The 22836-nt window shown below is 72.0% G+C and carries 19 protein-coding genes; 13 read left to right on the forward strand and 6 right to left on the reverse strand.

Features of this window, described 5'->3' with window-relative positions:
- The first annotated feature begins 183 nt into the window (after positions 1-183).
- From GTY96_RS01420 to GTY96_RS01455, 8 genes are read left to right on the forward strand one after another with little or no spacing between them, the layout of a single operon-like run.
- The gene (locus GTY96_RS01420) at positions 184-681 is read left to right on the forward strand and encodes an SUF system Fe-S cluster assembly regulator (protein ID WP_143897770.1); all 498 of its coding nucleotides are present in this window, start codon (positions 184-186) and stop codon (positions 679-681) included.
- Positions 678-2117, forward strand: a complete 1440-nt coding sequence (gene sufB, locus GTY96_RS01425) for a Fe-S cluster assembly protein SufB (RefSeq protein ID WP_161663665.1) — start codon at positions 678-680, stop codon at positions 2115-2117. The genes GTY96_RS01420 and sufB overlap by 4 nt, the downstream gene beginning before the upstream one ends.
- Positions 2117-2902 carry a Fe-S cluster assembly ATPase SufC gene (gene sufC, locus GTY96_RS01430; protein WP_143897774.1) on the forward strand — a complete coding sequence of 262 codons (786 nt, stop codon included), beginning with the start codon at positions 2117-2119 and terminating at the stop codon, positions 2900-2902. Before sufB ends, sufC begins: the two co-directional genes overlap by 1 nt.
- Complete coding sequence (gene sufD, locus GTY96_RS01435) at positions 2899-4215, forward strand: Fe-S cluster assembly protein SufD (RefSeq protein ID WP_161663666.1); 1317 nt, start codon at positions 2899-2901, stop codon at positions 4213-4215. Before sufC ends, sufD begins: the two co-directional genes overlap by 4 nt.
- A complete protein-coding gene (locus GTY96_RS01440; protein WP_161663667.1) occupies positions 4212-5441 on the forward strand; it encodes a cysteine desulfurase in 1230 nt (409 codons plus the stop codon). Before sufD ends, GTY96_RS01440 begins: the two co-directional genes overlap by 4 nt.
- A complete protein-coding gene (sufU, locus tag GTY96_RS01445) occupies positions 5438-5890 on the forward strand; it encodes a Fe-S cluster assembly sulfur transfer protein SufU (protein WP_143897780.1) in 453 nt (150 codons plus the stop codon). The genes GTY96_RS01440 and sufU overlap by 4 nt, the downstream gene beginning before the upstream one ends.
- A gap of 10 nt (positions 5891-5900) precedes the next feature.
- Positions 5901-6452 (forward strand): putative Fe-S cluster assembly protein SufT, encoded by a 552-nt coding sequence (gene sufT, locus GTY96_RS01450; RefSeq protein WP_143897782.1) that lies wholly within the window; start codon positions 5901-5903, stop codon positions 6450-6452.
- A gap of 32 nt (positions 6453-6484) precedes the next feature.
- Entirely contained in the window at positions 6485-7480 is a 996-nt protein-coding gene (locus GTY96_RS01455; RefSeq protein ID WP_161663668.1) for a hypothetical protein, read from the forward strand.
- Position 7481: 1 nt separating this feature from the next.
- Here the strand turns inward: GTY96_RS01455 and GTY96_RS01460 are convergent, their stop codons facing one another.
- Positions 7482-8141, reverse strand: a complete 660-nt coding sequence (locus tag GTY96_RS01460; RefSeq protein ID WP_143897785.1) for a type 1 glutamine amidotransferase domain-containing protein — start codon at positions 8139-8141, stop codon at positions 7482-7484.
- A gap of 257 nt (positions 8142-8398) precedes the next feature.
- Here GTY96_RS01460 and GTY96_RS01465 point away from each other — a divergent pair, with 257 nt between their 5' ends.
- Positions 8399-9613: an isoaspartyl peptidase/L-asparaginase family protein gene (locus GTY96_RS01465; protein WP_143897787.1), complete on the forward strand. Its 1215-nt coding sequence runs from the start codon at positions 8399-8401 to the stop codon at positions 9611-9613.
- Between the two features lie 88 nt (positions 9614-9701).
- Here GTY96_RS01465 and GTY96_RS01470 read toward each other — a convergent pair whose 3' ends face one another.
- The 4 genes from GTY96_RS01470 to GTY96_RS01485 all read right to left on the reverse strand — a co-directional run bounded on the left by GTY96_RS01470 (position 9702) and on the right by GTY96_RS01485 (position 16679).
- Positions 9702-13478, reverse strand: a complete 3777-nt coding sequence (locus tag GTY96_RS01470) for a tetratricopeptide repeat protein (RefSeq protein WP_143897789.1) — start codon at positions 13476-13478, stop codon at positions 9702-9704.
- Between the two features lie 85 nt (positions 13479-13563).
- Positions 13564-15477, reverse strand: a complete 1914-nt coding sequence (locus GTY96_RS01475; protein ID WP_143897791.1) for a serine/threonine-protein kinase — start codon at positions 15475-15477, stop codon at positions 13564-13566.
- A gap of 120 nt (positions 15478-15597) precedes the next feature.
- Positions 15598-16182, reverse strand: a complete 585-nt coding sequence (locus tag GTY96_RS01480; RefSeq protein WP_143897793.1) for a GAF domain-containing protein — start codon at positions 16180-16182, stop codon at positions 15598-15600.
- Positions 16183-16430: 248 nt separating this feature from the next.
- On the reverse strand, positions 16431-16679 hold the full coding sequence (locus GTY96_RS01485) for a hypothetical protein (RefSeq protein WP_143897795.1): 249 nt from the start codon (positions 16677-16679) through the stop codon (positions 16431-16433).
- Between the two features lie 336 nt (positions 16680-17015).
- Between GTY96_RS01485 and GTY96_RS01490 the strand changes: the two genes are divergently transcribed.
- From GTY96_RS01490 to GTY96_RS01505, 4 genes are all read left to right on the forward strand, one after another.
- A complete protein-coding gene (locus GTY96_RS01490) occupies positions 17016-17477 on the forward strand; it encodes a hypothetical protein (protein WP_143897796.1) in 462 nt (153 codons plus the stop codon).
- Between the two features lie 126 nt (positions 17478-17603).
- Positions 17604-18977: a sensor histidine kinase gene (locus GTY96_RS01495; protein ID WP_201755821.1), complete on the forward strand. Its 1374-nt coding sequence runs from the start codon at positions 17604-17606 to the stop codon at positions 18975-18977.
- The gene (locus GTY96_RS01500; protein ID WP_143897800.1) at positions 18974-20335 is read left to right on the forward strand and encodes a sigma-54-dependent transcriptional regulator; all 1362 of its coding nucleotides are present in this window, start codon (positions 18974-18976) and stop codon (positions 20333-20335) included. The genes GTY96_RS01495 and GTY96_RS01500 overlap by 4 nt, the downstream gene beginning before the upstream one ends.
- A 183-nt stretch (positions 20336-20518) precedes the next feature.
- The gene (locus tag GTY96_RS01505; RefSeq protein ID WP_235685276.1) at positions 20519-22399 is read left to right on the forward strand and encodes a L,D-transpeptidase family protein; all 1881 of its coding nucleotides are present in this window, start codon (positions 20519-20521) and stop codon (positions 22397-22399) included.
- A gap of 4 nt (positions 22400-22403) precedes the next feature.
- Here the strand turns inward: GTY96_RS01505 and GTY96_RS01510 are convergent, their stop codons facing one another.
- Positions 22404-22820, reverse strand: a complete 417-nt coding sequence (locus GTY96_RS01510) for a secondary thiamine-phosphate synthase enzyme YjbQ (protein WP_143897802.1) — start codon at positions 22818-22820, stop codon at positions 22404-22406.
- Positions 22821-22836: the final 16 nt, after the last annotated feature.

Genomic DNA, 22836 nt, shown 5'->3' on the forward strand with positions numbered 1-22836 from the left:
GGACTCCTCGGAGGGGGAGACGGCGGCCCCACCCTAGCTTGGACCCTGGAGTGCGGCGAACCCACACCCGATGTGGCGGGCAAGGGAGCGGTCCGGATTTGAATGTGGACTGCGGTGGTCCACATTACATAAGAGGCCGTCGCGGGCATCGGGCCCCCGACAGCCACAGGAGTCACCCCACTCATGCTCCGGATGAGCAAGATGACCGACTACGGCATCGTGCTGATGGCCGAGCTGGCGCGCGCGGACGGGGAAACCCGCACCACGCGAGAGCTGGCGGCGCGCACGCGTGTCTCGCTTCCGTCCGCGAGCAAGGTCCTGAAGGGCCTGCTGCAGGCGGGGCTGGTGGTGTCGCACCGCGGGGCCAGCGGCGGCTATGGGCTGGCGCGGCCGGCGGAGGCCATCTCGCTGGCGGAGCTGGTGACGGCGCTGGAGGGGCCGGTGTCCCTCACGGAGTGCGGCCAGCACCAGGGGTCGCCCGGGGCGCCCTGTGAGCTGGAGTCCGTCTGTCAGGTGCGCGGCCACTGGCGCCTCATCAATCAAGCCATCCAGGAAGCGCTGGGGCGGCTGACGCTCGCGGACCTGCGCGCGCCGGTGCCCCGCATGCCGGAGCGGCTGGTGGGCCTGGGCCTGCCGGCGTCCGCGGGCCTTCCTCCTTCCGTCACGGGAGTCCGTTCATGAGCAGCACCGAAACCATCCAGGAGCTGGCGCGCAAGGGCTACCAGGCGGGCTTCGTCACCGACGTGGAGGCGGACACGCTGCCGCCCGGCCTGGACGAGGACGTCATCCGCGTCCTGTCGGCGAAGAAGAACGAGCCCGCGTTCATGCTGGCGTGGCGCCTGAAGGCGTACCGGCACTGGCTCACGCTGAAGGAGCCCACCTGGCAGGCGGTGAAGTACCACCCCATCGACTACCAGGCCATCCGCTACTACTCGGCGCCGAAGCAGAAGCCGAAGAAGGACAGCCTGTCGGAGGTGGATCCGGAGATCCTCCGCACCTACGAGAAGCTGGGCATCCCGCTGGAGGAGCAGAAGCGGCTGCAGAACGTGGCGGTGGACGCGGTGTTCGACTCCGTGTCGGTGGCCACCACGTTCCGGGAGAAGCTCTACAAGGCGGGCGTCATCTTCTGCTCCTTCTCCGAAGCGGTGCGCGAGCACCCGGAGCTGGTGGAGCGCTACCTGGGCACGGTGGTGCCCTTCTCCGACAACTTCTTCGCCGCGCTCAACTCCGCGGTCTTCAGCGACGGCTCCTTCTGCTACGTGCCCAAGGGCGTGAAGTGCCCCATGGAGCTGTCCACGTACTTCCGCATCAACGCGGCGGACACGGGCCAGTTCGAGCGCACGCTGCTCATCGCGGACGAGGGCGCCTCCGTGAGCTACCTGGAGGGCTGCACCGCGCCCATGCGCGACACCAACCAGCTGCACGCGGCGGTGGTGGAGCTGGTCGCGCTGGACGGCGCGTCCATCAAGTACAGCACGGTGCAGAACTGGTACCCGGGCGACGCGGAGGGCCGGGGCGGCATCTACAACTTCGTCACCAAGCGCGGCATCGCGCACCAGGGCTCCAAGATTTCGTGGACCCAGGTGGAGACGGGCTCCGCCATCACCTGGAAGTACCCCAGCGTCATCCTCAAGGGGGATGACGCGGTGGGCGAGTTCTACTCGGTGGCGCTCACCAACCACCGGCAGCAGGCGGACACGGGCACGAAGATGGTGCACATCGGGAAGAACACCCGCTCCACCATCGTGTCCAAGGGCATCTCCGCCGGCCGCGGGCAGAACACGTACCGGGGGCAGGTGAAGATGCTCAAGAGCGCGGCGAACGCACGCAACTACACGCAATGCGATTCGCTGCTGCTGGGCGACGAGTGCGGCGCCCACACGCTGCCGTACATCGAGGTGAAGAACGCGACCGGGCAGGTGGAGCACGAGGCCTCCACGTCGAAGATTGGCGAGGACCAGCTCTTCTACTGCCGGCAGCGCGGCATCTCGCAGGAGGACGCGGTGTCGATGATCGTGAATGGCTTCTGCCGGCAGGTCTTCAAGGAGCTGCCCATGGAGTTCGCGGTAGAGGCGCAGAAGCTGCTGGGCGTGAGTCTGGAAGGGAGCGTGGGGTGATGTCGCTGCTCAGCATTCAGGACCTGCACGCCCGCGTGGGCGGCAAGGAGATCCTCAAGGGCATAAACCTGGAGGTCGGCGCCGGCGAGGTGCACGCCATCATGGGCCCCAACGGCTCCGGCAAGAGCACGCTCGCGGGCGTGCTCGCGGGGCGCGAGACGTACGAGGTGACGAAGGGCACGGTGCGCTTCGACGGCCGCGACTTGTTGGGCACGCCTCCGGAGGACCGCGCGAAGGCGGGCGTGTTCCTGGGGTTCCAGTACCCGGTGGAGATCCCCGGCGTGGGCAACCTGCACTTCCTGCGCACGGCGCTCAACGCGCAGCGCCGCGCGAAGGGCGAGGAGGAGCTGGACGCGATGGACTTCCTCCAGCTCGCCCGGGAGAAGGCGAAGCTCGTGGAGCTGGACGCGGCGTTCATGAACCGCTCGGTGAACGAGGGCTTCTCCGGAGGGGAGAAGAAGCGGAACGAGATCTTCCAGATGGCGGTGCTCCAGCCCCGGCTGGCGCTGCTGGACGAGACGGACTCGGGCCTGGACATCGACGCCCTGCGCATCGTCGCGGGCGGGGTGAACGCGCTGCGCGCGAAGGACCGCGCGATGGTGGTCATCACGCACTACCAGCGGCTGTTGGACTACATCGTGCCGGACCACGTGCACGTGATGGCGGCGGGCCGCATCGTGCGCTCGGGCGGGCGCGAGCTGGCGCTGGAGCTGGAGGAGAAGGGCTACGGCTGGATTGGCGCGGAGGGCGGCGCGGCCGGCAAGGCGAAGGAGGCGCGGCCGTGAGCCTGTCCCATTACGTGGACGTGGCGCGGGCCTTCCAGGCGGGCGGCGAGGTGCCGGCGTGGCTGCGGTCGCTGCGCGCGGAGGGCCTGGGCCAGTTCCAGGCGCGGGGCCTGCCCACCTCCAAGGACGAGGAGTGGAAGTACACGCCCGTCTCCACGCTGTCGGCGCATCCCTTCCAGCCCGTGCGGGACGTGTCCGCGGGCGACGACGTGGCCCAGGCGGTGGCGCGGCTCGCGCTGCCCGGCCCCCGGCTCGTCTTCGTGGACGGGCGCTTCGTGCCGGCGCTGTCGGTGCTCGCGGGCCTGCCGCGCGGCGTGGTGCTCAAGCCGCTGTCGCAGGCGCTGCGCGAGGACGGCGCGCTCCTGGAGGAGACGCTGGGGCAGCGCGCTCGGGCGGCGGCGCACGCCTTCACGTCGCTCAACGCCGCCCTGCTGGAGGAGGGCGCGCTGCTGACGCTCGCGCCCCGGGCGCTCTCCGAGGTCCCGGTGCAGCTGCTGTTCCTCGCGCGCGGCGGCGACGGGCCGGTGCTGGCCAGCCCCCGCGTCGTCGTGGTGGCGGGCGAGGGCAGCGAGGCCACGCTGGTGGAGACGTACGCCAGCCTGGGCGCGGGCGCGACCTTCACCAACGCGGTGACGGAGGTGTCGCTGGGCGACAACGCCAGCCTGCGCCACTTCAAGCTCCAGGCGGAGGGTGACAGCGCGGTGCACCTGGGCGGGCTGTATTCGCGGCAGGGGCGCGACAGCCGCTTCCAGTCGCACGCGTTCTCGTTCGGCGGGGCGCTGGCGCGCAATGAAGTGCACGCGGCGTTCGCGGGCGAGGGCGGCGAGTGCGTGCTCAACGGCCTGTTCGTGGGCCGGGGCACGCAGCACCTGGACAACCGGACGGACCTGGACCACGCGGTGCCCCACTGCACCAGCCGGGAGCTCTACAAGGGCGTGCTGGACGACCGCGCGCGCGGCACCTTCCACGGGAAGATCCGCGTGCGCGAGGACGCGCAGAAGACGGACGCGAGCCAGACCAGCCGCAACCTCCTCCTGTCGGAGGGCGCGCAGGTGGACGCCCGGCCGCAGCTGGAGATCTTCGCGGATGACGTGAAGTGCGCCCACGGCACGGCGGTGGGCCGGCTGGATGACACCGCGCTCTTCTATCTGCGCTCGCGCGGCATCTCCCGCTTGGACGCGGAGCGGATGCTGACGCAGGCGTTCGCGAGCGAGCTGGTGCGCGCGGTGCCGGAAGGCCCGGTGCGCGCGCGGGTGGAGGAGCTGTTGGCGTGGAAGCTGCCGGGCCTGGCCCGGACGGAGGTGAAGGGATGAGCGGCCCTGGATTCGACCTCGCGCGCGTGCGCGCGGACTTCCCCCTCCTGCGACAGGAGGTGCGGGGACGGCCGCTGGTGTACCTGGACAGCGCCGCCACCGGCCAGAAGCCGCAGGCGGTGCTGGACGCGCTGATGCGCTACTACACGCACGACAACGCCAACGTGCACCGGGGCGTGCACATCCTCTCCGAGCGCGCCACGCAGGCCTTCGAGGACGCGCGCGAGACGGTGCGCCGCTTCATCCACGCGAAGGACGTGCGGGAGGTCATCTTCGTGCGCGGCACCACGGAGGCCATCAACCTGGTGGCCGCCACCTACGGCCGCAAGCACGTGGGCCCGGGCGACGAGGTGCTCATCTCCGCGATGGAGCACCACTCCAACATCGTGCCCTGGCAGATGGTGTGCGACGCGGCGGGCGCGAAGCTGCGCGTGATTCCGGTGGACGAGCGCGGCGAGCTGCGGATGGACGCGGTGGATGCGCTGCTCACCGAGCGCACGCGCCTGCTGGCCATCACGCACGTGTCCAACGCGCTGGGCTCCGTGAACCCCATCAATGCGCTGGTGGCGAAGGCGCACGCGAAGAACATCCCGGTGCTGGTGGACGGGGCGCAGTCGGTGACGCACTTCCCGGTGGACGTGCAGGACCTGGACTGTGACTTCTTCGCCTTCAGCGGACACAAGCTCTTCGGGCCCACGGGCATCGGCGTGCTGTACGGGAAGCTGGCCATGCTGGAGTCGCTGCCGCCGTACCAGGGCGGCGGGGACATGATCCTCTCCGTGACGATGGAGAAGACCGTCTACAACCGCGTGCCGCACCGCTTCGAGGCGGGCACGCCGGACATGGCGGGCGCGGTGGGGCTGGCCGCGGCCATCCGCTACCTGGAGGCCGTGGGGATGGAGGCCGTCTCCCAGCACGACCAGTGGCTGCTGGCCTACGCGACGCAGGCGCTGGAGTCGGTGCCGGGCCTGAAGCTGGTGGGCACGGCGCCCCACAAGACGGGCGTGCTGTCCTTCACCCTGGAGGACGTGCACCCGCATGACGTGGGCACCATCCTGGACCAGGAGGGCATCTGCATCCGCACCGGGCACCACTGCGCCCAGCCGCTGATGCAGCGCTTCGGGGTGGCGGCCACCGCGCGCGCGTCGCTGGCGCTGTACAACACGCCGGAGGACGTGGACGCGCTGGTGAAGGGCCTGCACAAGGTGAAGGAGGTGTTCGCGTGAGCTCGGACCTCAAGGACCTGTACCAGGAGGTGGTGCTGGAGCACTCCAAGCGCCCGCGCAATTTCCGGGTGGTGGAGGGCGCCACCTGCGCGGCGGAGGGCTACAACCCGCTGTGCGGCGACCAGCTCTCCGTCACGCTCAAGCTGGAGGACGGCGTCATCCGCGACATCGGCTTCCAGGGCCAGGGGTGCGCCATCTCCAAGGCGTCCGCGTCGCTGATGACGGGGGCCGTGAAGGACAAGACGCGCGAGGAGGCCGAGGCCCTCTTCGAGCGCGTGCACACGCTGGTGACGGAGGGGCCGGACAAGGTGGATCCGGAGTCGCTGGGCAAGCTCGCCGTGCTGTCGGGCGTGAGCGAATTCCCGGCGCGGGTGAAGTGCGCGAGCCTGGCGTGGCACACGCTGCACGCGGCGCTGGATGGCCGCTCCACGTCGGTGTCGACGGAGTAGGGGAGGGGACATGCGAGGCGCGATGACGGTCATCGAGCGCGACGTGGACGCGATGCTCATCCCCAGCGGGGACAAGGTGTTGCTGCCGGCGGGCTCGGAGTTGACGGTGGTGCAGACGCTGGGCGGCAACGTCACGGTGCAGGACCCGTACGGCCAGCTGTTCCGCATCGACGAGAAGAACGCGGACGTGCTGGGCGAGGACTACGCCGCGAAGGCGAAGGCCCCCGCCCCGGACGCCCCGCTCGGGGAGTTCCACGAGGAGCAGGTCTGGGAGCAGCTGCGCACGGTGTATGACCCGGAGATCCCGGTGAACATCGTGGAGCTGGGGCTGGTGTACACGTGCAAGGCCACGCCGTTGGAAGAAGGCGGGCAGCGCGTGGACATCGAGATGACGCTCACGGCGCCCGGCTGCGGCATGGGGCAGGTGCTGGTGGAGGACGTTCGCTCCAAGGTGTCCGCGGTGCCCGGCGTGAAGGAGGCCCACGTGGAGCTCGTCTGGGAGCCGCAGTGGGACCAGGGCCGCATGTCGGACGTGGCCCGGCTCCAGCTCGGCTGGATGTGAAATCGCCGGGCGGGTGCTCTACGGTCCCGCCCATGATGATCGCGTTGGGAGTGGCGCTGCTGCTCGCGGCGGCGCCGGAAGCGAAGCCCGAGGAGCCGAAGCAGCAGGCGGCGGTGGATGCGGCGCTGAAGGCCGTGAAGGTCGGGGATGAGAAGGCGCGCAAGCGGGCCTATGCCTCGCTGTGGAAGCTGGGCGTGCGCGTGTCCCTGCCGGACCTCGACCTGTACCGGTCGAGCAACGTCGAGACGCCAGACCCGGCGACGCGGCCCCTCGCCTTGCAGGGCCCCGGGGTCCTCGCGTGCCCCACGCCCCTCTGGGCCCGTCAGGAGCTGGCGAAGGTCGAGGCCAACGACGGCAGTGGCACGCAAGCGCAGGGGGTGATGTTCGCGCGGAGCGAGCAGGCGCTGTCCGAGGGCTTCCTGGAGGACCTGGGTGACGAGCGCATCCCCTCGGTCACGGGCCCCGTCATCGTGACGCGGTGGTCGGGCTCGTGGGGCTCGCTGCCGTGCATGTTGGACGGCCCGCCAGGCAGCGGTTGGGACTTGGGCATGTGGAGGCACCCGGCAGCCCGTGAGAGCCTCCAGCGCTGCTGCAAGGGCAGCGCCGAGTGTATCGAGCGGGGGCGCACGGGGGAGAGCGACTGTCGCGACGAGGTCCTGTTCACCGCGGCCACCACCAGCGAGAAGTACGCCACCGAGGCCGGGAAGCTCCTCGCCGAGCGGATCCGCCGGTGCATGCCCGCGGTGGCGGTGGATGCGATGGATGCGGAGCCCGCCTGCGTCTATTCGGATGCCCCCCGCTGTCTGCGTCATCGGGCCTGTATGGCGAAGGTGGGCCAGGAGTCCCTCGCGCGGGGCACGGCCCGTTGGGACGTGGAGGCGGCGTTGTGGCTTCGGACGTCCATCTCGGCCTGTAGTGCCAATCGCGCGGCGGACACGGCCTGCACCCCCATCGTCGTGGACGCCTGCCAGGGGCGCGTGGGCTACCGCTGCTCGGATGACAGCATCCGGGAGCTCCAGGTGCCCTGACTCAGGCCAGGGCCTTGCGGCCCCGCGCCACCAGCCCCAGCGTGGCCGCGGCGGCCAGTCCACCCGCGACCCATCGGGGCCAGCCTGGCGCCGCCGTCTCCCGGTGGGTGATGGCGGGTGACATGCGCTCGGCGAACAGCTCCACCAGCGCGTGCTCGAACGCGAGCAGGTCGTGCGGTCCCCGGCTGGACACCCAGTTGCCGTCGCGCACCACGGGCTCGTCCGTCCAGTGCGCGCCCGCGTTCTCCATGTCGTTGCGGATGCCGGGCCACGACGTCACGTGGCGGCCCTCCAGCAGGCCCGCCGACGCGAGCAGCCAGGGCCCGTGGCAGATGACCGCGATGGGCATGTCCAGCAGGTCCGCGTCCTTCACGAAGTCCAGCGCCAGGGCGCTCTGCCGGAGGAAGTCCGGGTTCATGAAGCCGCCGGGCAGCAGCAGCGCGTCGAAGTCCGCGGCCTTCACGTCACGCAGCGTGGCGTCCACGCGCACCTTGCGGCCGGGCACCAGCAGGTTCATGCCCCGGATGCGGCCCTTGTGGAGGGAGACGATGGTGACGCGCGCGCCCTCGTGCTCCAGGCGCTTCACCGGCCGCGTCAGCTCCACCTGCTCGAAGCCATCCGCCGCTAGCACGGCCACCCGCATCCCCTTCAGCTTCCTCATCACTTCACCCTCCCCGTGTCCGTAGGTTCCCGACAACCCAATCGTGCAGGGTGTCCATGCCCCGCCGGCAGGGGAAGCCGAGGGCAGACGGGCGAGCAGGGGCTCGGGGTGCCGGCGGGATGGAGCGCTCCTGGCTGGTGCGACGCGGCATGAGTCAGGCCTGGACGGGCTCGGGTGAACGGCTCTACGACGGAGGCACCCGTCCTTCCGGCGGTGTGTCGCCACCGGAGCGCGGTCCCCTTCTGGAGGCGCACGGCATGTCCCCCTCGTTTTCTTCCTGGCTGCACCGGAGCCTGCTCGCGGGCACCGCGCTGCTGCTGGCCCCGCTGGGCTGTGCCACGTCATCGCAAGTGGGCGCCGCGCGCGACGAGGCGGCCCTGCGCACGGATGCGCCGCCGCGCGTGAAGCCGAAGTGGGGGCTGGTCATCCACGGCGGCGCGGGGGTGATTTCGCGTGAGAACCTGACGCCGGAGCGCGAAGCGGCGGTGCGCGCGGCGCTCACGGAGGCGCTCCAGGCGGGCCACGCCGTGCTGGCGAAGGGAGGCCGCAGCCTGGACGCGGTGACGGCCGCCATCCGCGTGTTGGAGGACTCGCCGTACTTCAACGCGGGCAAGGGCGCGGTGTTCAACCACGAGGGCGTCAACGAACTGGACGCCGCGGTGATGGACGGCAAGACGCGGATGGCGGGCGCGGTGGCCGGCGTGCACCACATCCAGAACCCCATCGACCTGGCGCGTCTGGTGATGGAGAAGTCGCCGCACGTGATGATGGTGGGCGACGGCGCGGAGGCGTTCGCCCAGTCGCAGGGCGTGCCGCTGGTGGACGCGAAGTACTTCTACACGGAGGAGCGCTGGCAGGGGCTCCAGCGGGCGCTGGAGCAGGAGCGCGCGAAGCAGGGCCCCTCCGCGCCCCAGCCGCCTCCCTCCGCGCCGTCGTCGGAGCCTCGGCAGGAGACGCCCGCTCAACCTCCAGCGGCGCCAGGGCAGGTGCCTCCCGCCGAGCCGCGCCCGGGCGCGGCGCTGACGCCCGGCATGGACCCCATCACCGGCGACCACAAGTTCGGCACGGTGGGCGCGGTGGCCCTGGACCAGGAGGGGAACCTCGCGGCGGGCACGTCCACGGGTGGCATGACCAACAAGCGCTTCGGCCGGGTGGGGGACTCGCCCATCATCGGCGCGGGCACCTACGCGGATGAGCGCTGCGCGGTGTCCGCCACGGGGCACGGCGAGTTCTTCATCCGCTACACGGTGGCGCGCGACATCTGCGCCCGCGTCGAGTACCAGGACCTGCCGCTGCTGGAGGCCGCCAACTTCGTCGTCCACGACGTGCTGGTGAAGGCCGGCGGCGAGGGCGGCGTCATCGCCATGGACCGCCAGGGCCACGTGGCCATGCCCTTCAACTCCAGCGGCATGTATCGCGGCTACATCGGCGAGGACGGCACGCCCAGCATCGCCATCTTCCAGCAGCCGTGAGCCCGGGCACCGGCCGTCCAGGACGCCTCGGGTGAGCAGGCTCCTGGCCGGCGCGGGGGGACCGCACCGGCCAGGGCCCGCGCCGGGGCTACTGCTTCACGAGGAACAGCTCGCGCACCTGGAGCAGGTCCACGTCACCCGCGAAGCCGGAGAACTTCTCGTACTCCGCCGGGGTGATGCGGGCGCGGGGCAGCAGGATGGACTCCGCGATGGAGAGCGTGCGGCCGTCCTGCTTCTCCGCGCGGGTGAAGCGGCCGAACTCGCTGTCCACCTTCAGGCTGGCCTGCGGGTCGCTGAGCTTCCAGCCCTGGGGCAGCGTGAGGGCGACCTGCGTGCGGGTGGACTCCGTGTCGTCGATGTAGAGCGGCGTGGTGCGGGTGGACAGCTGCACGTAGCGCCGGCCCAGGAGCGCGGGGAAGGTGAGGGGGCCCAGCGCCATGCGGCTGTCGCCCTCCACGCGCCCGAAGCGCGGCACGGTGAACGCGTAGCGCAGCACGAAGGGCGCGCCGACCTCCTCCAGGTGCTCCAGCTTCACGGAGCTGAGCTCCGCGCCGCCGAAGTAGCGCGCCACCGCGCCCTGGAGCGCCTGGTTGCGGCTCTCCGCGGAGAGCTGCTCGAAGGCGTCGGCGATCTGCGCGGCCTCGAAGCCGGAGTAGGTCTCCTCGCCCTGGCCGCTGAGCTTGCCCTCGGCGGTGAGCTCCAGGGTGAGCTTCACGTCCTTGCCCGCGCGCGGCTTGAGCGGCGGCGTCTTCACCTTCTGCAGCGCCTTGCCGGGCTCCGGCAGCAGGTACGCCTCGCGCTCGCCCATGGCCGCCTCGGGCAGCTCGCCGAAGGGGCCGAAGCGCACGGACGTGTCCAGCCACACCGGCTGCTCTCCCGGCACCTCCACGCGCAGCGCCGCGTAGGGCAGCAGCGCGTCCGCGGGGAAGAGGTACGTCGCGGGGTCGGTGTTGAAGGTGCGCACCGCGGCGATGCGCGACGGGATGCCCAGGGACTCCAGGCCCGCCTTCATCACGGTGAGCCGGCTGCCCCGGTCCTGCGCCACGGTGGAGGCGGCGGACTGCGCCAGGCTCGCGTCCCGCCCAGAGAAGCGCTTCATCACCGCGGCGTGCAGCGCCTTCACCGCCTCCAGGCCCTTCTTGCCCTGCGTGGCCTGTCGCGCGAAGTCCTCCACCTCCGAGGTGAGCAGCCACCGGTCCTGGAACGCGTCGCCGTACACGCGCGCCAGCCCGTCGTTGCCCGTCTCTCCCGCGCCCACCATCACGAAGGGCAGGTACTCATTGCCGGACGGCGGCGCGTCCGGCTCCGGGATGAACGGCGGCACGCGGCGCGCGTCGTAGTGGAACACCTCCACGTCGCCCTTCACCTCCGGCGGCGGCGCCTTCATGCCGTGCGCGTCCACCTTCATGCCGCTGCCCTTGGGCGCGACGACGGTGTACGTGCTCCACGCGTTCGGCTGGTTGGCGATCTGAAAGTAGAAGGCGGACGCGGTGAAGCCCGGCTGCGCGGGGCCGCGGTCGTTCTCCGCCAGCAGGTACTCCACCTCCACGGAGTCGCCCACCTGCACGCCGGGGAGGCTGACGGTGTCCTTGCCCTCGAAGTTCTCCGGCTCCAGCACGCGGCCGTCGGACTTGAGCGTGCGCAGGGCCAGCACCTGGGCGCCGCGCGGGAGGTTCACCTCCGCGATCTCCTGCACGCCCGACTGCTCCAGCGCCTTCTGGATGGTGTGGATGCGGTTGACGAGCGACCCGTCCGGGAACGCCTGCACCGCCGCCGCGTCCAGCACGTACGCCGCGGAGCTGCCGCCGGTGACGGGCGCCGCCTCGTAGGCCTTCAGCGCCTCCTTCCCGTCGATGGCGTACGCGGCCAGCAGCTCCCTGCCCGACTTCGCGCGCTCCACCGCGCGGCGCAGCGACAGGTCGCTGCCGTCCAGCTTGAGCGCCTGTTCACGCAGCTTGAGCGCCTCCGCGCCCTGGCCCGCGTACTCGCGCACGTCCGCCAGCCGCTTGAGGATCTCCGAGTTGCGCGGCCACACCGTGGCGAGCGACTGGAGCACGTTCGCCGCGTCGTCGTAGCGGCGCAGGCTCACGTAGGTGGCGGACAGCGACGCGGCGGTGGTGAGGTTGTCCGGGTCCTGGGTCAGCAGCTGCTGGTAGCCCTTCGCCGCGCCCTCCAGGTCCCCGCGCGTGCGCAGGTGGTCCACCCTGCGCGCGTCCGCGCCGGGGCAGCCCTCCTGGGCCTTCACCAGGTCGTCGGTGCGCGCCACCGCGTCGCGCCTGCGCGCCAGCGAGTACTGGAGCCCCAGCGCCTCGCACAGCCCCGGCTGGGCCTCCAGCGCCGACGCCAGGGCCACCTCCGCCTGCGCGTCCACGTCCAGCGCCAGCGCCGCGCGGGCCAGCAGCAGGTGCACCGGGAAGCCCGCGGGCTTCACCGCGTCGCGCGCCGTCTTCAGCGTGTCCAGCGCGGTGGCCGGCTGGCCGTCATCCAGGAAGAGGTTCGCGCGCAGGAGCAGCGCGCTCACGTTCCCCGGGTCCTTCGCCAGCGCCGCCTCCAGGTCGCGCGTGGCCCGGCCGCGCGCCACCTTGGACGGGATGCCGCGGTCCTGCGCGGCCTGCTCCGCGCGCAGGGTGAGCAGCGCGGGCGTCGTCGCCTCCAGCTTCGACATCAGCCGCTTCGCGCCGTCCGGGTCGCGCGCCAGTCCGTCGCGCACCGCGAGGAACGTGGCCAGCGTCTCGCCGGCCTCGCCCTGGAGCGCCTGCGCCAGGTCCTCCACGCCCGGGTACAGGGCGGGGGCCTCCGCCTCGCCAGGGGCCGATGCGCTCCAGCGCGGCGCGGGCCCGGTGGCGGCGGTGAGGCGCACCTGGGCCGCGCTCCCGTCCGCCTTGAGCAGCGCGAAGGTGAGGCCGCCCTGGGTGTTGTCCCGGGACATCTTCACCACGAAGCGGTGCTTGCCGGCGGGAAGCTCCAGCGCCCGCACGCTCACCGTGGACGCGGTGCGGGCCCAGTCGCGGCGCTCCAGCACGGGGGCGCCGTCCATCATCACACGGTGCGACGTCTGGCTCACCGTGCGCAGCACGTACACGCCGGCCTGCGCCACCTCCGCGTCGATGCCCAGCGCGTACATGTCCCCGTGGCCGGGCTCGCCGCCCAGGTCCAGCCGGCCGTCCGGCGCGCGCAGCGTGCGCACCGCGAGCGGGCCGAACGCCCCGGTGAAGGGCCCCGTGAACGCCCCGTCCTTCTCCGGCGCGAGCGCCTCGTCGATGGACAGCACGTGGAAGGGAGAGAAGGGGCCCACCAGCGTGGCCTCGCTCGCGCCGCCCAGGTCCTTCAGCGTCTGGGCCTGGCTGGCCGCGTCCGCGCGCAGGCTCGCCACCGCCAGGCGCGCGGCGCGCAACAGGTAGGCCGTCTCTCCCTGGGCGCCGGCGGCGAGCCCCGCGTCCACGCCCTTCAGGATGGTGTCGTCCTCCGCGCGCGACGTGCCCACCCGGTCCAACACATAGCGGGCGGCGATGGCGGCCACCGGGTGGCGCGGGGCGCGCTTCACCACCTCCAGCGACGCCGCGAGCGCGCGGTCCGACTGGCCGTTGCGCCGCGCGAGCAGCGCCTGCCCCTCCAGGGCGTACGGGTCGCCCGGGTCCTGCTTCACGGCGGCGTCGAAGCGCTCCTGCGCCAGCTTCGCGTCCCCCGTGACGAGGTACGCGTGGAAGCCCGCGAACGCGAGCGTGCGCGCCTCCGCGTCGCCCCGTCCGGCGCGCTCGGCGGCGGATTCGAGCACGTGGGGCGCGACGACGGAGGACGGCCGGGGGCAGCCGGTGAGGCCAGCGACGAGGGCGAGCGCGGTCAGGCCGCGACGAAAGGTGCGCATAGGGGAGCCGAGGGATAATGCAATCCCCCCGGAGAGGCCATATTCCCCTTGCGGTGCGTGTCCGGGAACGGCCCTGGCTGTTCCCCTAGCGGCGCTTCGTGGACTTGGCGGGGGCCGCCTTGACTGGCTGGCGCTTGGGCGGGGGCGGCGGGGGCGTCACCTTCTTGGGGACCACCGCCTTCGCCGGGACCGTATTGGACGCCACCGTGCGCGCGGGCTGCTGCTGCGGGGCCACCACCATGGGCGTGGACGGGGCCTCCGCCACGGGGACGGGCCGATCCACCGTGTAGGTGAACCCCTCGAAGCTGCAGGTGCCCTCGATGCAGCCGACGGCCGGCGCGGGGGGCTCGCCGAACTGGCCCTGCCAGTCCGGGCCCAGGTCCAGGGGCTCCGCGATGGGGCGCTGATCCTTGCCCTGCCCCACGAAGGCCTGCATCACGCCGTCCTCCGTGACGAACAGCTCCAGCCGCGCCTCCCCCGCTGGGGACGGGAGGCCCAGCATGGTGCCGCGGCGCTCGCCCAGCGCCCACTCCAGGGCCAGCGGCGCGCCCGCGCCGTGGTGCACGAGCGCCACGAAGCGGCCCTCGCGGCCCGTCAGGAGGATGGCGGCCACCGGATCCGGCGGCGGACCCTCCAGCACTTCCTTCAGGCGGCGCACCCAGGTGGGCGGAGGCGCTTCGGCGCGCACGCGCGCGCTCAGCCGCGCGACGCCGCCCACCAGCCCCATCACGTCCACGCGGGCGCGGCCCACGCGCAGGTTCGTCTTGTTCTCGGACTGGGAGCGGTCGTCCTCGGACCCGGCCCAGTCGTCCCGGGGCGGGAAGACCAGGGCCTTGTTCTCGAAGGAGAGTCGCCGGCCGGCCACCAGGAACTGCGGCGAGTCCGGCCCTTCGCCCATGGTCACACGCCGCTTGTCCGGGGTGACGTCCTCCAGCCGCCCGGGGCCGTTGCGAGGCGCGTCCGCGCCCAGCTTCCCCATGATGGCCGCGCCCGGCATCACCTGCGTGTGCACCTGCCCGCTGCGGTGCCACGCCACGCCCAGCACGCCCAGGGCGGCCAGCACCACCAGCAGCGCGGCCGTCTGCGCCACCACGCGCGCCGCGCGCCGCACCGCGTGCTTCACGCGCTGCATGCGCGTCATCCGCAGGGGCGGCATGGACAGGAGGCTGCCGGGGACCAGCGGCTCCAGGTCCGCGATGAGCGCGCTCACGGAGGGGTAGCGGTCGTCGGGATCCGGCTTGAGGCACCGCATCACGATGGCGTCCACGCGCGGGTCCAGGCCCGGGCGCTTGCGCGACGGCGGGTCGAAGGTGCCCAGGGGCACCTCGCCCGCGAAGGTCTCGTAGAGGATGACGCCCAGGGAGAAGATGTCCGCGCGCGCGTCCGCGCTCTTCGCGTCCACGCGCTGCTCGGGCGCCATGTACGAGATGGTGCCCATGGACACGTGCGTGGACGTGAGCGCGTAGCGCGACGCCACCGTCGCGTCGTCCAGGAAGGACGCCAGCCCGAAGTCGGACACCTTCGCGATGCCGCCGGCCTGCTGATCCAGCAGGATGTTCTCCGGCTTCAGGTCGCGGTGGATGACGCCCCGGCCGTGCGCGTACTCGATGGCGCGGCAGATCTCGAGCATCCGCCGCAGCAGCAGGGGCGTGTCCAGCTGAGGGCTGCGCATCAGCTCGCGCAGGGACGGGCCGTCCACGAACTCCATCACCAGGTAGTAGGTGCTGTCCGTCTTCCCCTTGTCGACGATGGCGACGACGTGGGGGTGGCTCAGGGCCGCGAGCGCCGCGGCTTCCTTCTGGAAGCGCGCGATGAACGACGGGTCCTTGGCCAGCTCCGGGTTGAGCAGCTTCACCGCGACGGTGCGGCCGAGCGACAGCTGGGTGGCCTTGTGGACCTCTCCCATGCCGCCCGCGCCGACGAGCTTCTCCAGGCGGTAGCCGCTGATGAGATCCGGAGTCCGGGGACGGCTGATGGCGGTGGGCTCAATCGAGGACATGGGCGGGGCGCAGGGCGGCGAGGGTAGCAGAAACGGGACGCCGCGTTACCGCTCCCCACCGCCCCCGGAGGGCCCCTCCCGTCCGCCCGGCGGCCGGGCAGCCATGACCCGGGGTGCGGCTCAGGTATCCCCGGCGACGGGGCGCAGCACGCTGGTGAGGTTGGTGCGCACCTGGGACAGCGAGGTGCGCATGTTCGCGTGCCGCACCGACGCGCCAATCGCCCGCGCCAGCGACTTGAGCAGCGACACCTCTTCCGGGCGCCACACGCGCGCCTGGCGGCAGTCCTCGAACGCCACGAACCCCCACCACTGCTTGGCCGGGACGATGGGGCACATCAGGACGGACTGGACGCCCTGGCGCTCCAGCAGCTCGCGCATCATCGGCGGCGCTTCACGGGAGGCGCAGGACACCACCATCCCCGCCTCCAGCATGTCCGTCCACGCCATGGCGTAGTCGCGCAGCGCCAGGGCCCGCAGCACCGGGTGCGCCAGCGGCGACACCACGCCCGGCTCCGCCCACGCGTGGCGCAGGTCCGTGAGGAAGCGGCCCGCCAGGTTCGTGGTGCGGTTCTCGAAGATGCAGGCGCGATCCACTTTCAGCGTGCGGGCCACCATGCCCAGGGCCTCGGAACCCGTGGCCGGGCACAGACCCTTGTCCAGCAGCAACCGCGACGCTTCGGACACCTTCGTGAACGCTTCCACCATGACCGTCTCGCTTGAAGGGGGGGAGGGGGGCGCCCCTTCCTGTCGCGGATGAGCCGTCATCCACGCAAGTCACATTAAGCAGGATTCCTTTGTTCCTGTCAAATGGTGGTTTGGCTGAAATCACGAGAAGCAAAGAGAGGCGTGGTTCGGACTGTTGAAACGACGACAGGGGCACCCTCGTGAGAGGGAGCCCCTGTCGGGCACCGCGTCCTGCCCATCCTTGGAAATGGGCGGCCGGTGGAGAGGGATCAGCCCTCGGTCTTCGTCTCGGGGGTGGTGGCCTTCTTGTCGGCCTTCTTGCCGGCCTTCTTGCCCGCCTTGGTCTCGGTCTTCGTCTCGGCCTTCACTTCACCCTGCGCCGCGGGGGCGGGGGCGGCGGCCTCGGTCTTCGCCTCGGCGGCGGGAGCGGGCTGCGCGGCGGGGGCGGCGGCCGGGGCCGGGGTGTTGGCGAAGGCGGCGGAAGCGGCGAACAGGGCGGCGACGATGACGGTCTTCATGGTTGGCTCCGGGGACGACACGCCGACGCGGAATTGCATCGGTTGTTGTCCTGTCCCTTGAGCACCCGCCGTGCCAGCCCTGGTTTTGAGCAACTTCGAGGGTTTCCCGGTGTGGGAGCGGATTCGCCCTGGGGAGAATCTCCTCAGTTGTAATTGCAACGATGGGTGCAAGCTCCCCAGGCAGGCGCACGTTGCTTTGACGGCAACGACGCTCTTCTGCAAGCTGCACCGCGTTCTCCCATCCCGAGCGCCACGCGCCGGGACCTTGAATGGAGGATGAAGCCCGGTCGTCCTCGTCGTGCATGTCGCGCGACCCGGCGTCGGGAGAGATGGCGTATGCGGCACCTGCTGGTCGCATGGAGTATGGCGTCGCTGGGAGTGGGATGCGCCGCGACCATTCCGCCCGAAGTCCTCCAGGCCCAGGTGTTGGAGACGGAGCGGTGGCAGCGCGAGTACCAGGCCGAGCGCGAGCGCACGGAGTCGCTGGCGGCGAAGATGGCGGCGCTGGAGTCCGCGCTGGAGGAGCTGGCCCAGGAGCGCGCGGAGGCGGAGCAGGCTCGCGCTGAAGCGGAGCAGGCGCGCTCGACGACGGCGGACGAGCTGGCGCGGCTGGAGACGGAGCGCCACGCGCTGGAGGAGCACAACGCGCAGCTGCTGGCGCGGCAGCGTGAGCTGGCGGCGCTGCACGAGGAGCTGTCGGACGTGTGGTACGAGTCCGCGCTGGAGCGCGCGCGCCGGCGCACCCAGCCTCCCCTGCCGGGCGAGTCCTCTCCGGCGGCCACCCGGCCGGTGCCGTAGGTCTTTCGCGGGCGTCCTCACGAGGGACGCCTGCTTCCTCTTCGGATTCTCCAAAGGAGTGTGCCCGTGGCGACGAACTCGCGGAGACAGATCCGTGGCTACCGCACGGGCTTCTTCTTCGTGGTGATGCTCTTGTCGGGCGTCACCGGCTTCATGCTCCTGACGGAGGTGCGCACGGGGCGTCAGGTGGACGCGCTGGTGCTGGAGGCCCTGGAGCGCGCGAGCCTCATTGGCCGCATCCGCGTGGACGTGATGTCGCTGGAGTCCGCCATCGAGGCGCACGTGCGCGCCAGCGGCGACGCCGAGCGCAAGGAAGCGGACGCGGTGATGGAGGACATCCTGGGCAGCATCCGCCGGGCCTCCGAGGCGTACATGCGCCACCTGCCGCCGGGGGAGAAGGAGGTCTGGCTGCGCTTCAACGGCGCGTGCCAGGCGCTGGCGGATCAGGTGCGCGCGGTGGCGGTGTTCTCACGGCAGCGCGACGCGGAGCGCGCCCGGCGCCACCTGGTGGAGAGCATCCGTCCGATGGCGGCGGAGGTGGACCAGCTGGCGGGACAGCTGGCCACGGAGAACGCCTCCGACGCGCGCGTGCTGGTGGGGCGGCTGGGCACGCTGCGGGTGCGCAACACGGCCCTGGGCGCGGCCACCACGCTGCTGGCCATCCTGCTGTCCATGCTGGTGGGCTGGCACATCATGTCCCTGCTCAAGCGCCAGGACGCCACCATCCAGGGGCAGCTGGAGGAGCTGGGGCGGCACAACCAGGAGCTGGACGCGTTCACCCGCCGCGTGGCGCACGACCTGATGGGCCCGCTGTCCCCGCTCAAGGGCTACCTGACGCTCATCCGCCGCTCGGGCGCGGTGAAGGACCCCGGCGCGCTGGAGATGATCTCCCAGTGCGAGTCCAGCGCGGTGCGCATGGGCGAGCTGATTGAAGCGCTGCTGCGCTTCTGCCGCGCGGGCACGCGGGGCGACGGGACGCAGGGGGAGCTGGACACGGCGGTGAGCACGCTGCTGTTGGAGGTGAGCCAGACGGCGTCGGCGCTGGGCGTGGCGCTGGAGCGCGAGCTGGAGCCGGGCGTCCGGGTGGACTGCCCCGCGCAGCTGCTCCAGGTGGTGGCGCGCAACCTGCTGTCCAACGCGGTGAAGTACACGGCCGGGCGGCCGGATCCCCGCGTGAAGGTGCGGGTGGCGACGGAAGGGGCGGACGCGGTGGTGGAGGTGACGGACAACGGCCTGGGCATGAGCGCGGCGACGCAGGCGTCGCTCTTCCAGCCGTTCTTCCGGGCCGCGGAGGTGCGCGGCATTCCGGGGCACGGCCTGGGGCTGGCCACCACCCGGCGCGTGGTGGAGGCGCACGGCGGCACGCTCACGGTGCACTCGGAGGAGGGCAAGGGGACGCGGATCCGCGTGCGGTTCGCACGTGTCGCGCGCGCACAGGCGCCGCATGTGGTGGAGTCCGGGCCGCAGTCCGGCGACTCCTCCATCCGCAAGGCCTCATGAGCTCATCCCGAATCCTCGTCGTGGACGATGACCCGCATGCGCGGGACCTGCTTCAACGCCTGCTGGGCGTGCTGGGTCCGGTGACGCAGGCGGCGGATCCCAAGGGCGCGGCGGAGCGCATGGGCGAGCAGCCCTTCGACCTGGTGCTCACGGACATGGCGATGCCCGACCCGGGCGACGGCCTGAAGGTGCTCCAGACGGTGAAGTCGAACCTGCCGGACACGCCCGTCATCGTCGTCACGGCGTTCGGCAACATCGAGGGCGCGCTGGACAGCATCCAGCAGGGCGCCTTCGACTACCTGTCCAAGCCGTTCGACGTGGACGCCATCATGCGGGTGGCGAAGCGGGCGCTGGAGCAGAAGCGGCTGGTGGAGGAGAACCGCACGCTGCGCAAGCAGGTGGAGCGCACGTCGCTCGTGGGCCGCAGCCAGGCGCTGCTGGAGGTCTACAAGCAGGTGGCGCGCGCGGCCACCAGCAACGTGCCGGTGCTCATCACCGGTGAGACGGGCACGGGCAAGGAGATGGTGGCGCGGGCGCTGCACAAGCGCTCGGCGCGCTCGAGCGGTCCGTTCATCCCCATCGACTGCGGGGCCATCACCGAATCGCTGATGGAGAGCGAGCTGTTCGGCCACGCGAAGGGCAGCTTCACGGGGGCCTCGGGCGCGCGGCGCGGCCTGTTCGAGGAGGCCAGCGGCGGCACGCTCTTCCTGGATGAGATTGGCGACGTGGGGATGAAGGTCCAGTCGCAGCTGCTGCGCGTGCTCCAGGAGGGGGAGATCCGCCGCGTGGGCGAGAGCGTTCCCGTGAAGGTCGACGTGCGCGTGCTGGCGGCGACGAACAAGGACCTGAAGGCCCGGGTGACGGAAGGGCTGTTCCGCGAGGACCTGCTGTACCGGCTGGACGTGGTGCACCTGCACCTGCCGCCCCTGCGCGAGCGGCGTGAGGACATCCCGGCGCTGGTGGAGCACTTCGCCGCGCTGCACGCGCGAGGCGGCGTGCGGCCGGTGGTGACGGCGGACGCGATGGCGCGGCTCACGGTGTACGACTGGCCGGGCAACGTGCGGCAGCTGGAGAACGTGATGGCGCGGGCGCTCGCGCTGAACGTCACGGGCGTGCTGGGCCCGCCGGACTTCCCGGAGCCCATTGGTGACGCGCCCAAGCGGCTCACCGGACTCGCGGGAGACCTGCCGAGCCTCGCGGAGCTGTCGCGGCGGTACGCGGCGCACGTGCTCCAGCATGTGGGCGGCAACAAGAGCGAAGCGGCGCGCCTGCTGGGCGTGGACCGCAAGACGCTCTACAAGTTGCTGGAAGCCCCCGAGCAGCCCGAAGCCATTCCGCCCGCGGAAGGCCGGAGCTGATCCGCCCCGTCTGGGACACCGCCGCACGGCGGGATTCGGCGGTGGGGGGCGACGCTTTCCGCCGCTCGCGGCAATCGCCGTTCGGAGCGCAAGCCCTGCCCACCCACGCGGTCCGCCGCGCAGGAGATCGCACCTGGGCCGACGTTGAGGATGTCAGCGCGGACCCGTAGCGTTGCGGCCTGTATGCGCCGCTGGTTCCTCCTCGGACTTCCCCTGATGTTCTTCGCGTGCGCTCCGGTGGAGCCTCCCGTTCCCCTCGCGGCAGCGGATGCGGGGGGCGCGGTGCCCGAGGCGGAGCCGGCAGCCGTGGCCTCCGCTCCCGAAGCCGAGCCACCTCCCACGGAGTCCGCGCAGGCGCTGCGCTCCGCGTGGCAGGCCACCGCCCCCGCGCCGTCGGATGACGGCGGCGTGCCGCACGCCACGGCTTCGGCGCTGGTGGGGCTGGTGGATCCGTCGGAGGACGCGGGCGCGGGCAGCGCGCTCGCGTTGTCGCTGGAGCCTTCGTTGTCGCGGGCCTCGTTTCCCGGCTCGAGCACCGAAGCGCTGCCGGGCGAAGAGGAGCCGCAGGTCATCACCGAGTCCGAGGTCCCCGTGCTGGAGCTGGGGCCCGATGGTGAGCCGGTGATCGACGCGGAGGACTCCGCTCCGGAGCCCGCTTCACCGGAGGCCATCGCCGACACGACCGGCTCCGCGCCGCCCACCCTGGAGCCGCGCCCCGGCTCGGGCGTGAACGGGCCGCCCCCCGCCGTGGATCCGATGTCTGGCGCGGGGACCGATGACGACGAGGGCGCCGTCGCCGAGTCACCGTCCGACGTCGCGGACGCGGGCCTGGAGCCCTACGCCATCCCCTACGCACCGGACGCGGGGTCGCTGCGGGTGCGCCGCTCCATCGCGGTGCGCTCGGAGCCCCGGCAGGACTCGCCGTCGCTGGGCACGGTGGCCCAGGACATGCGCGTGCGGTGGAAGGGCGCGATGCGCGGCCCGGACTGCGACACCTGGGTGCAGCTGGAGCCCCGGGGCTGGGTCTGCGAGCGCTACCTGGAGCAGAACTTCCGCGAGCCCCGCGTGCGCACGCTGCCCCGCGTGGACGAGGGCGCGCTCACGCCCGGCATCTACGCGCGCGTGGTGGGCCGCCGCGTGCGCGCCTACCCCAGCCTCGCGCTCGCCCGGAAGCGGCGGCAGGGCGTGCTGCTCAAGGGCTCCGTCACCGTGAAGCTCCTGGGGCAGGTGAAGGTGGGCCGCCGCACGTTCTGGCGCACCTCGGAGGGCCAGTACTTCGAGGCGCGCGTGCTGCGCGAGCACCGCCCCTCCGACTTCAGCGGCCTGGACGCGGAGGCGCTCGCGGCGCTGCCCATGCCCTTCGCGTGGGCGCAGTCGCGCGCCGCGCCCCGCTCGGACGTGGTGGTGCGCCGCGCCCCGGAGCCGCGCGGTGAGCGGCAGACGGTGCTCCCGCCCCGCACGGTCGTCTCCGTGCGGGAGCTGTCCCCGGATGGCCAGTGGGTGCGCATCGCGGAGGACCACTGGGTGGCGCGCGACGACCTGCATGTCGCGTGGTCGCTGGCGGCGCCGTCCATCGTGGAGCCCGGCGCGCGGTGGCTGGACGTGGACCTGGAGGCCCAGGTGCTCATCGCCTACGAGGGCGACCGTCCCGTCTACGCCACGCTCATCTCCTCCGGCAAACCCGGCACCGACACCCCCGAGGGCCTGTTCCGCGTCTGGGTGAAGTTCGCGGAGGCGGACATGACCGGCCGCATGGGCAGCGCCAGCTACCGCGTGGCCACCGTCCCGTGGACGATGTTCTTCGAGGGCGACTTCGCCCTGCACACCACCTACTGGCACGACCGCTTCGGCGAGCCCGTGAGCCACGGCTGCATCAACCTGGCCCCGAAGGACGCGCGCACCCTCTACGCGTGGACGACGCCCGACGTGCCCACCGGTTGGTCCATGGCCCACGCGATGCCGGACGACCCGGGCACCTGGGTGCGCATCCGGGGACAGGCCCGGGAGCAGCCCCGGAAGCGCCGCGGCGGCGCGGCCGTCGTCGCCACCGTCCGCGACCTGTAGCGCTTCAGCCGCCCATCACGGACACGGTGACGCGGCGGCGGTGCGGCGACGTGCGGTGCTCCCAGAGGTAGACGGCCTGCCACGTGCCCAGGTCCGCCTCGCCGTCCTTCACCGGCACGGTGAGGGACACCTGCGTGAGCACCGCGCGCACGTGCGCTGGCATGTCGTCCGGGCCCTCCGCGTCGTGCTGGAAGAGCGGGTCCCCGTCCTTCACCAGCCGGGAGAAGAACGCCTCCAGGTCGCGCTGGACGACGGGGTCCGCGTTCTCACCGATGATCAGCGACGCGCTGGTGTGGTGCAGGAACAGCGTGCACAGGCCCTCGTGGATGCCGGTGCTCTTCACCGCCCACTGCACCTCGCCGGTGATGTCCACGAGCCCCCGGCCCCGCGTGGACACCGTCAGCTCCTTCGCTTGATACACGCGGACCTCCGTTCTG

Source organism: Corallococcus silvisoli, assembly GCF_009909145.1.
Lineage (GTDB): Bacteria > Myxococcota > Myxococcia > Myxococcales > Myxococcaceae > Corallococcus > Corallococcus silvisoli.